At 68.6% G+C, this 10,618-nt stretch carries 8 protein-coding genes; 4 read left to right on the forward strand and 4 right to left on the reverse strand.

What is annotated here, in order from left to right:
- From ACWDTP_RS33695 to ACWDTP_RS33705, 3 genes are all read right to left on the reverse strand, one after another.
- A partial coding sequence (locus tag ACWDTP_RS33695) for a TM0106 family RecB-like putative nuclease (protein ID WP_450027563.1) occupies positions 1-3,439 on the reverse strand: 3,439 nt, incomplete at its 3' end.
- 71 nt (positions 3,440-3,510) lie between these two features.
- The gene (locus ACWDTP_RS33700) at positions 3,511-4,368 is read right to left on the reverse strand and encodes a hypothetical protein (RefSeq protein ID WP_450027564.1); all 858 of its coding nucleotides are present in this window, start codon (positions 4,366-4,368) and stop codon (positions 3,511-3,513) included.
- Between the two features lie 153 nt (positions 4,369-4,521).
- Positions 4,522-5,064, reverse strand: coding sequence for an LppP/LprE family lipoprotein (locus ACWDTP_RS33705; RefSeq protein WP_450027565.1), 543 nt, complete (start codon positions 5,062-5,064; stop codon positions 4,522-4,524).
- 87 nt (positions 5,065-5,151) lie between these two features.
- Here ACWDTP_RS33705 and ACWDTP_RS33710 point away from each other — a divergent pair, with 87 nt between their 5' ends.
- The 3 genes from ACWDTP_RS33710 to ACWDTP_RS33720 all read left to right on the forward strand — a co-directional run bounded on the left by ACWDTP_RS33710 (position 5,152) and on the right by ACWDTP_RS33720 (position 9,386).
- A complete protein-coding gene (locus ACWDTP_RS33710; protein ID WP_450027566.1) occupies positions 5,152-6,897 on the forward strand; it encodes a DEAD/DEAH box helicase in 1,746 nt (581 codons plus the stop codon).
- The gene (locus ACWDTP_RS33715; RefSeq protein WP_450027567.1) at positions 6,894-8,078 is read left to right on the forward strand and encodes an acyltransferase family protein; all 1,185 of its coding nucleotides are present in this window, start codon (positions 6,894-6,896) and stop codon (positions 8,076-8,078) included. Before ACWDTP_RS33710 ends, ACWDTP_RS33715 begins: the two co-directional genes overlap by 4 nt.
- 102 nt (positions 8,079-8,180) lie before the next feature.
- Positions 8,181-9,386 carry an alpha-hydroxy acid oxidase gene (locus tag ACWDTP_RS33720; RefSeq protein WP_450027568.1) on the forward strand — a complete coding sequence of 402 codons (1,206 nt, stop codon included), beginning with the start codon at positions 8,181-8,183 and terminating at the stop codon, positions 9,384-9,386.
- 18 nt (positions 9,387-9,404) lie between these two features.
- On the opposite strand, the gene ACWDTP_RS33725 is transcribed toward ACWDTP_RS33720, so the two are convergent.
- On the reverse strand, positions 9,405-10,208 hold the full coding sequence (locus ACWDTP_RS33725; protein ID WP_450027569.1) for a helix-turn-helix transcriptional regulator: 804 nt from the start codon (positions 10,206-10,208) through the stop codon (positions 9,405-9,407).
- 77 nt (positions 10,209-10,285) lie between these two features.
- Here ACWDTP_RS33725 and ACWDTP_RS33730 point away from each other — a divergent pair.
- On the forward strand, positions 10,286-10,618 hold a 333-nt coding region (locus tag ACWDTP_RS33730; protein WP_450027570.1), incomplete at its 3' end, for a dihydroxy-acid dehydratase domain-containing protein.

Raw genomic sequence — 10,618 nt, forward strand, 5'->3', positions numbered from 1 at the left:
GGCATTCCCGCCCCGGCGACGACTGAGACGGCGCGGTGAGCGCCAGGAAGGCGCCGAGGTCGATCAGCCCGTCGGGCTGGCCGGGTAGGTAGTCGGTCAGGTGCTCCGACCGCACGATGACCGCCGAGTACTTGGCCCGGCTGATCGCCACGTTCAGACGATTCCGGTTGAGCAGGAAGCCGATTCCGCGCGGGACGTCGTCTATCGACGACGCCGTCATGGATACGAATACCACCGGGGCCTGGCGGCCCTGGAACTTGTCGACCGTGCCGACCTGAACCTCGGTGAGGCCCGCGGCTTCCAGGCGCCTGCGTACCAGCACCACCTGGGCGTTGTAGGGCGTCACCACCAGGATGTGCTGCTGGTCGAGCGGCACCGTGCCGCCCTCGTCGGTCCACGGGGTGCCGAGCAGCCCGGTGATCTCGGCGACGATCGCGTCGGCCTCCTCGGGGCTGTCGGTCGAATTGCCCAGGTGTGCCACCGTGTGCACCCGCAGTCCCGGTGTGACCCCGTCCAGGCGCCGCGCTGCGCTGACCGCCTCGTGCGAGTGCAGCCGGCCGTCGTAGGACAGCCGCGACACCGGCCCGCACACCGCGGGATGCATCCGGTAGGAGACGTCGAGAAAGTAGCCGCGGTCCGGCGGCAGCGTGTGGTGCCCGTCCACCAGCCACCCCAGTGCGGACTCGTCGACCGGTTCGGGGTGGGTGCCCTGGCTGACCTGCGGGAGCTGCTGGGGGTCGCCGAGCAGCAGCAGGTTGCGCGCCGCCGAGGCCACCGCGATGGTGTTGGCCAGGTTGAATTGCCCGGCCTCCTCCACCACCAGTAGGTCGAGGCTCTGCCGGGGCACCCTGGTGTGGTTGGCGAAATCCCATGCGGTGCCGCCGATCACGCATCCCGCGTCGTCGGCGATGAACGCCGGGTAGTCCTTCTCGGCCACCTGAGCCCACACCGCATCGGGATGGCCCTTCTTCTTGCCGACCCGGTGCGGGTCGGCTCCGGCCGCGACGACGCCGTCGAGCAGGTTCTCGACGACGGCGTGCGACTGCGCGACCACCCCGACTCGCCAGCCGTGCTCGGCGACCAGGCGCGCGATCACCTGCGCCGAGGTGAACGTCTTGCCGGTGCCGGGCGGGCCGTGCACCGCCAGGTAGGAGGAATCCAGGTCCAGCAGAGCCGCGGTGATCAGCGCCGCGACCGGCTGGTCGCCCCGGGGCAGCGGGCCACCGCCGCGGGTGCGGGGCGGCCGGCGCAGCAGCAGGTCGGTCACGGCATCGGCGGGCAGGCCGGGCAGCCCGGCGCCGACCAATGACGCTGTGGCCTCGATGGATTCCTGCAGCGGGCGGGTGTTGATCGGCGGGCCGGGCGCCAGCGCGAACGGAAGCCGGTCGAAGACCTCGCCGTCCTTGGGTTGCCGCTCGCAGACCATGACCTGAGTTGGCACGTCGGGGTCGTCGCATTCGAGCACCGCGACCGATCCGAACGCCCGGCGGTCCGGATCGTCGGCCAGACCGGCCGGCGCGGGCGGATCGTAGAGCGCGTACATATCGTGTGCGAGTTCGCCGTTGGCCAGCTCGCCGGTGAGCAGGATGTGCCGTTGGGGTTTGCGGGCCTTCGGTGGCTGGTGCCAGTCGTTGACGATCTCGGCCCGTTCGGCGATGAATACGCCGGAGTTGTCGGCCCATTCGTCGACCGGATTGTTGACCCGGTCGAAGTGCGCCCACCAGAACGGCTTGTCCTCGCGTTTGTGGAAACCTCGGGCGGCGGCGAGCATCGCGACGGCGGTCTGCTCGGGCGTGCGTTCGGCGACCCCGTCGCCGGCGAACTTCATCAGCTTGCGGTCCAGATCGTCGGAGACCTCGACGGCCGGCTCGTTCTCGACGCGCACGAGTTGTGGACCGCGCGGCGGCACTTCGGATTCGATGGCGCGCGCCACCAGCCAGTCGCGCAGCCGGCGCGTCGACCGGCAGTCGTAGCGGTTGTAGTCCTCGATCTCCTTGAGCACCACCTCCGCGTCGGCGGCGTTGCCCTGCTCGCGCAGCGCGCAGTACCTGGAGTACTGGGTGATGGAGTCGGTGGCCGTGGTGACCTCACCGCTGCGCAGTTCGTTGCCCATGTAGAGCGGTTCGAGATACTTGATGCTGTAGCTCTCGGTGCCGACACGAATGCTCTTGCGCACCAACGGGTACAGGTCGACGAGCACCCCGTTTCGGAGCAGGTCGTCGACCTGGTTCTCGCCGACGCCGTAGCGCCCCGCCAGCCGCAGCAGCGTGCTCTTCTCATAGGCCGCGTAGTGGTAGATGTGCATGCTGGGGTAGCGCTTCAGCCGCTTGCGCACCATGGCGAGGAAGTCGACGAGCGCCTGGCGTTCACTGGCCCGGTCATGCGCCCAGTACGGGGTGAACTCGTCGTTCATCGTGAGGACGCCCCACAGGTACTCCAGGCCCCACTCCCGGCCGTCGACGGTCCACAGCGGGTCACCCTCGAAGTCGAAGAACAGATCACCCCGGTCCGCGTCGGGCAGTACCGTCAGCGGCTGCGGATCGAGTACCTGGAATGGCGGCTTGCCGTCGACCCGGTCGGCGACCTGCAGCCGCGCCTGGGCGGTCAGCGCCGCGACGGCACGGGTGGACAGCTCGGGCACGCCGCCCCGGTGCGCGGCCAGCGCGTCCACGGTGGTGATGCCCGCGTCGATCAGCCGGGCCCGCTGGCTGACCCGCATCCCGGCGACGAGCAGCAGATCGTCGTGCTCGCGCACCCGGACGGCGCATTCCGGGCAGCGGAAACAGGCCCGGATGTCGGGGTTCTCCCAGCTGACCGGTGCATCGGCGGCCAGGTGGTCGTCGAGCAGCCGTTGCAGCGCCGCGCGGCGCGGCCGGTACACCGGGAGCAGTTCGGCGACCGGATAGGTCGCGACGGCGCCGTCGCCGAGCACCAGCTCGACCTCGGGGGCCACCGGGACGCCCGCCGCGGCCAGCGTGTCGCTGTAGGCGGCCAGCTGCAGCAGCGCCTCGACCTTCACCGAACGCGACAGCTTGGTGTCGCGCAGGATGTAGCGCGGCCCGTCCGGGGCGTCGGAGTGCACCAGGAAATCGGCGAAGCCGGCGAACCGGCCGTCGAACATCGCGGCCTGATAGATCACCGGTGCCCGGTCCCGCGCCGCGGCCAGGGTGGCCTCGGCGGCCGCGGTCAGCCCGGCGACGGTATAGGCGGGCCTGCCGATGATCGTCGCGCCGGCGTCGGCCCGCAGCTCGTCGAGGTGGCGCTGCTCATGTTCACCGCCCAGTTGTGCGGTGCGGGCCAGCAATTCGTCCTCGGACGACACGGCGGGGCCCCGGCCGAGTTTCGCGTCGAACGAGCGCAGCAGGGCGTACTCGCAACGGGCGGCCGCGGCGAGGTCCGACGCGCTGTAGATGACAACCCCGTCGTCGGTGACGAACACGTGGCCAGCCTAGGGGAGCGCACCGACGAGTCGTGCCCGCGAAAGTGAAGCCATGGCTGTGAACGCGCCCGCTAAGCGACCCTGCCTTCACTCTCGCGGCGTGCCCACGCCTCGCGCAGCCGCTGGAGAATGTCACGGGGCCGGTCCTCCTTGATGACCCGGACATGCAACCATCCCCGACTCTGGATGCGGCGCAGCCGTCGCTCGTCCCACACATAGCGGGCCCGATCGGTTTGATGCTGTTTCCCGTCGTACTCCAGGCCGATCATCAGGTGCTCCCAGCCCATGTCGAGGTAGGCGAACGGGAAGCCGTCGGGCTCGAACACCGGGATCTGGGTCAGTGGCCGCGGATACCCGGCATCCATCACCAGCAGGCGCAGCCAGGTCTCCCGCGGCGATTGGGCGCCGGGGTCCATCAGTGCGAGTGCCTGCCGTGCGCGTCGGACACCGCGGGAGCTCCGGTAGCGCTCGGCGAGCGGGCCGACCTGGTCATCGGTCAGGCCGGTGGCCCGGGCCAGCGCGTCGAGATGCCTGACCGCCTGCCCGCGGGGCAGATACCTGCCGAGGTCCAATGCGGTTCGCTCGACGGAGGCGACCGACATTCCATCGATGCGGATGACCTCGTCGTCGCCGATCCGGCTACGGTGCGTGACGATGCCGCGCGGCGGGCGGTTGTTCTGCCACACGAGTTCGATCGGGGAGTCCGCGTCGACATACTGGGCGCCGTGCAGCGCGGCCGCGGCCCGGCCCGTGACCACCGCCTGCCGCCCCGACCACAGCCACGCGCCGGCGGTGCTCGCGTACAACGACGGCTGGGCCGTCCGCGCTTGGTAGATGTCGGGAAACATCGGTCGGTACGCCGACCGCAACCGCCCCCTGGTCAGTTCGCCCCGGGCCACGGCTTCGCTGCCCACGAATATCGTCCGCATGCAGTGATCGTCAGCGGATGTCCCGACAGTGGGCGGGCCCGTGCTGGTGCAATTCGGGAGTTATCCACAGGGCCAGCCGAGTTTCTCGTGAAAGTGAAGCCATGGCTGTAAAGCGGCGGTCTGAGCGACCCTGCCTTCACTCTCGCGGCCGGCTCAGCCGACGTTGCCCATGAGCTCGACCCCGCTGCCGTTCCACCGGAATTTCACGATGCTGGCCAGCCCGTGGAACCCGCCGGAATACTGCAGGGCCACGGTGTCGCCCGTGGTGGTGGTCTTGTCGATGCCGTTGAAGCCGTAGGTGTCGGGCACCCCGGTCGGGATGAACTTGCCCAGGTGGAACATGACGGCCCTGGTGTTGGGGTGCTCGGCATTGGTGTTGGCCCGCACGATGACCACCGAGAGCGGTGCGCATTTGTTGTAGTTGCCCGCCACCGGCTCGGGGCTCCAGGCCTGGTTGCTGCGCGGGTCGCGGGGCAGCGAGGAGACCGACTTGGCGATCTCGGGTGCCGCCAGGTTGACCGCGCACGGGTCGGCTTCGGCGTTCGGCGGTGGTGCCGCGAGCGGCTTGGACGGATTCGGTGCGGCGGTGGTCGCCGGATTCGCGGTGGCCTCAGGGGTCTTGGAGACGGTCGAGTCGCCCGACCCGCAGCCGGCGAGCGTGACCACGGCCACCGAGATGACGAGGGCGTGCTTCACAACTGGGCAACCTACCGTGATCGGGCTGGCTGTCCGGGCAGGCGCGCGGCGGGATGAGTGTCCGATTGGCACTAGACTCTTGATTCGATGACCTCGCCATATCCGGATCCGAGCCCGGACACCAACTCGGATCCGGCGAATTCCGATCCGACGTTCGCCGACCTGCAGATCCACCCCGCGGTGCTGCAGGCCGTCACCGACGTCGGATACGAGTCGCCCTCGGCGATCCAGGCGGCCACGATTCCGGCGATGCTGGCCGGCTCCGACGTGGTCGGGCTCGCGCAGACCGGCACCGGTAAGACCGCGGCCTTCGCCATTCCGATCCTGTCCAAGATCGACACCGAGAGCCGCAAGACCCAGGCCTTGGTCCTGGCGCCGACGCGTGAGCTGGCGCTGCAGGTCGCCGAGGCGTTCGGCCGCTACGGCGCGCACCTGCCCACGGTCAACGTGCTGGCGATCTACGGCGGCTCGTCCTACGGCCCCCAGCTGGCCGGGCTCAGGCGCGGCGCCCAGGTGGTGGTCGGAACCCCCGGCCGCGTCATCGACCACCTGGAAAAGGGGACGCTGGACCTGTCGGACCTCGACTATCTGGTGCTGGATGAGGCCGACGAGATGCTCACCATGGGCTTTGCCGAGGAGGTCGAGCGGATCCTCGCCGACACCCCCGAGTACAAGCAGGTGGCGCTGTTCTCGGCGACCATGCCGCCCGCGATCCGCAAGATCACCACCAAGTACCTGCACGATCCGGTCGAGGTCACGGTCAAGGCGAAAACGCAGACCGCCGAGAACATCTCGCAGCGTTTCATCCAGGTGGCCGGGCCGCGCAAGATGGATGCGCTGACCAGGGTGCTTGAGGTCGAACAGGGCGACGCGATGATCGTGTTCGTCCGCACCAAGCAGGCCACCGAGGAGGTGGCCGAGCGCCTCAAGGCGCGGGGGTTCGCCGCGGCCGCGATCAACGGCGACATCCCGCAGGCGCAGCGGGAGCGCACCATCGCCGCTTTGAAGGATGGCACCGTCGACGTCCTGATCGCCACCGATGTCGCGGCCCGCGGTCTCGACGTGGAGCGGATCTCGCATGTGGTGAACTACGACATTCCGCACGACACCGAGTCCTATGTGCACCGCATCGGCCGCACCGGGCGGGCCGGCCGGTCGGGCAACGCGCTGCTGTTCGTCACACCACGCGAACGCCACCTGCTCAAGTCGATCGAGAAGGCGACCCGGTCCAAGCTGATCGAGGCGGACCTGCCCAGTGTCGACGACGTCAATGCCCAGCGGGTGGCGAAGTTCCGGGATTCGATCTCCGAATCGCTCAACTCACCCAGCATCGAACTGTTCCGTCGCCTGATCGAGGACTACGAGCGCGAGAACGATGTGCCGCTGGCAGATATCGCGGCCGCGCTGGCGCTGCAGTCGCGCAAGGGTGACGAGTTCCTCATGGTCGAGCCGCCGCCGGAAAAGCGCCGCGACCGCCGCGACGACGACCGTGGCGCGCGGCCGCGCAAGGAGCGTCCGCCGCGCGAGGGTCTGGCCACCTACCGGATCGCGGTCGGCAAGCGGCACAAGGTCGGCCCCGGTCACATCGTGGGCGCGATCGCTAACGAGGGCGGGCTGCACCGCAACGAGTTCGGCCACATCACGATCCGGCTGGACCACTCGCTGGTCGAGCTGCCGGAGAAGTTGTCCAACAAGACACTCAAAGCGCTGGAGCACACCCGGATCTCGGGTGTGCTGATCAACCTGCAGCCGGACCGCGGTGCGCGTCGCGACCGTCCGGAGCACCGAGACCGACCGGGGGGCTCGGGCAAGCCCCGCCACAAGGCCAAGTGACCCTGTCGCGCAGCGCCAAGCGGTCGGTGGGGCAGGGTGGTCTCGAATCGGTGGACGCATCGGTCCCGGCATCGCGTCGCGTCGCCTCGCTCACCGGTATCCGTGCGGTGGCCGCGCTGCTGGTGGTGGTGACCCACGCGGCTTACACCACCGGCAAGTACCCGCAGGGTTATTACGGTCTCGTGCTCTCCCGCGCCGAGATCGGTGTGCCGATCTTTTTCGTGCTCAGCGGGTTTCTGTTGTTCCGGCCGTGGGTAGCCGCGGCGAGCCGCGCATCAGATCCAGTGGTTGCGACGCAATCCGCCCCGCCGTCGGTGCGTCGCTACGCGTGGCACCGGGTGCGGCGCATCATGCCCGCATATGTCGTCACGGTCCTGGCGGCCTACCTGCTCTACCACTTCCGTACGGCCGGGCCGAATCCCGGGCACACCTGGGAGGGGCTGTTCCGCAACCTGACGCTGACCCAGATCTACACCGACCACTATCTGTTCTCGTTCCTGCACCAGGGGTTGACCCAGATGTGGAGCCTGGCCGTGGAGGCGGCGTTCTACGTGGCGCTGCCGCTACTGGCGTATCTGCTGTTGGTGGTGCTGTGCCGGCGGCGGTGGCGGCCGTGGCTGCTGCTGGGCGGGCTGGCGCTGACCGCCGCGGTGTCCCCGGTGTGGCTGACGGCCGTGCACGACACCACGGTGCTGCCCGATGGCGCCCCGCTGTGGTTGCCGACCTATCTGGCCTGGTTCGTCGCCGGTATGGCGCTGGCGGTGCTGCAGCAGATGCGGGTGCGCGGGTACGCCATGGTGTGTGTGCCGTTGGCGGTGGTCAGCTACCTGATCGCGTCCACGCCGATCGCGGGTGAGCCCACCACCTCGCCGGCCGGGCTGAGTGAGGCGCTGTTCAAGACCGGGTTCTACGCGCTGATCGCGGCCCTGCTGGTGGCGCCGGCCGCGCTCGGTGACCGGGGCTGGTACACCCGATTCCTGGCCAGCCGGCCGATGGTGTTCCTCGGCGAGATCTCCTACGAGATCTTCCTCATCCACCTGATGATCATGGAACTGGTGATGGTGGAGCTGCTGCGCGATCCGGTCTACACCGGCTCGATCGTCAACCTGTTCGGGCTCACCATGGTGTTCACCGTCCCGGCGGCCTGGTTGCTGCACCGGTTCACCCGCGTGCGGTCGTGACCCGACGCCTACTTATATGATGTGTTTGAAAGTCATTACATAAGCCGGTGGAAGGGGTCGACCCTGTCAACGTCCGCGCCGCGTCCACAGGTTCGTCGTCAGGTGCCCCGGTGGCGTGATCTGGAGCCTTTCCTCAAGACCCGGCCGCTGCCCCGGACGCCGGTCGGGCGCAGGCTGGCCCGGTGCCTGAGCGTGGACGATCTCGAACGGCTGGCCAGGCGGCGGGTTCCACCCGCGGTGTGGGACTACGTGTACGGCGGCTCCGACGGGGAGATCGCCATGGCCCGCAACCGCGAGGCCTTCGAGCGGGTCGAGTTCCGGCCCACCGCATTCGGTGCGGTGACCGCGCCCGATGTGTCGACGACGCTGCTGGGGCGGCCCGCGGCGGCGCCGATCATCATGGCGCCCACCGGCTACACCCGCCTCAGCCACCACAGTGGGGAGCGGGCCGTGGCCGCGGCGGCCGCGGCGGCGGGGGTGCCGTACACGCTCTCGACCTACGCCACGACCTCGATCGGTGAGACGGCGGCGGCCGCGCCGGGTGGGCGGAACTGGTTCCAGGTCTATCTGATGAAGGACCGGTCGGTCAGCGAGGCCCACCTCGCCGAGGCGGCCGAGTGTGGATACGAGGCCCTGGTGCTGACCGTGGACACGTCCATCTCGGGTTTCAAGCGGATGGACAAGCGCAACGGTTTCGCGATCCCCCCGCAGCTCACCGCCAGGACCATGGCCGGGCTGGCGCGGCATCCCGGCTGGGTGGCCAACATCCTCAGCACCGAGCCGCTGCGCTTCGCCACCTTCCCTGAAGGGTCGAAGTACGCGCGGTGGGGGATGTCGAATGAGCTGCGCGAGCAGGCGATCCGGCCCACCGACATCACCTGGCTCAAGGAACGCTGGCCGGGGCCGGTGATCGCCAAGGGTCTGCTGTCGGTGGGCGATGCGGTCGCGGCCGTGGATGCGGGTGCCGACGCCGTGGTGCTCTCCAACCATGGTGGCCGCCAGCTCGACCGGGCGCCGGCGCCGTTGGAACTGCTCGCCGCGGTGGTGGGTACGGTGGGCGACAAGGCGGAGGTGTACCTCGACTCGGGGATTCGCTGCGGTGGCGATATCGCGGCCGCGCTCGGGCTCGGCGCCAGGGCCGTGATGATCGGCCGCGCCTATCTGTACGGCCTCATGGTCGGCGGGCAGCGAGGAGTGGCGGCCGTGCTGAACCTGCTGACCGACGAGCTGAGCCGCGCCATGAGCCTGATCGGTGTCGCGGCGGTGGCCGATCTCGGTCCCGGTCACGTGCGACTACGCGAGAGGTAAAGCCGAGTTTCCTCGACGCTACTGGCCTGGCTCGGCTGGTGTGTAGACGACAAGTTGCAACTCCGGTTGATCCGACGGTCGTAGCTGGTGGTGCTCATACCGCACGGTGCCGAACTCCGGATGGTGAAACACCCGCTCGCGTGACTCGAAGCCGCAGATGTCGTGGCGTTTCCAGCCGTCACGGAACTCGTCACTGGCGCCGGCGATTCGGTTCACCAACTCGAAGATGCCGGGGTTGCTCAACCGCGGGCCGACTTCGGCGCGAAATTCGGCCAGGAAACGCGAGCTGGTGTCCCGCCAATCGGCGAGCAGATTTCGCACCGACGGATCGGTGAAGACCAGCCATAAAAGGTTGCGCTCCTGCGGCGGGGTGGTCGCTACAGCGGGATACAGGCGCTGGTAGGCGGTGTTCCAACCGGCGATGCCCCATTCGGCCGTAAGCGCGTAGGCGGGGTTGTCGCCGATCGCGTCCAGGAGTCGCTGCACATGTGGGGGAGCATCGGCCACGTCCGTGGGCGAGGGTGCGGCCACCGGGGTAAAGCCGGCAAGTGCCAGGACGTATCGGTGCTGGGCGGTGTCGAGGCTCAGGGTGCGACTGACGGCGTCGAGGACTTGTCGAGACGGGTTGATTTCGCGGCCCTGTTCGAGCCAGGTGTACCAGGTCACACTGACTCCTGACAGATAAGCCACCTCCTCGCGACGCAGGCCCACCGTGCGGCCGCGGCCAGCCGGCGGCAATCCGAAGTCGGCGCGGGACAGATTCTCGCGGCTGGATCGCAGAAACGAGCCGAGTTCGGCGCGGGGGTCCTCCTGGTTGAGCACATCTGAAATACTAGTGCTCTCACTACTAGTAGTAGCGGAGTCTTCTCTGGGTCACGGGTTATACCGACGATGTTCGGATGGCATCTTCATCCATTCCGCTGCGCTCGAGGACTGTCACACACGGTCGTAACATGGCCGGTGCGCGGGCGTTGCTGAGAGCGGCGGGCGTGGCAGCCGAAGACTTCGGGAAGCCGATCATTGCGGTAGCGAACAGCTTCGCTGAGTTCGTGCCCGGTCATACGCACCTTCAGCCAGTCGGCCGGGTCGTCGGCGCCGCGATCAGTGCGGCCGGTGGCATCCCTCGCGAATTCAACACCATCGCCGTCGATGACGGTATCGCTATGGGGCACAACGGGATGTTGTACTCCTTACCGTCACGGGATCTCATTGCCGACTCCATCGAGTACATG

This window comes from Mycobacterium sp. NPDC003449 (assembly GCF_053588415.1).

Excerpts from the sequence above, each read along its gene's own strand:
- ACWDTP_RS33710 (WP_450027566.1), top strand. The coding sequence starts at position 5,152 with ATGACCTCGCCATATCCGGATCCGAGCCCGGACACCAACTCGGATCCG.
- ACWDTP_RS33700 (WP_450027564.1), bottom strand. The coding sequence starts at position 4,368 with ATGCGGACGATATTCGTGGGCAGCGAAGCCGTGGCCCGGGGCGAACTG.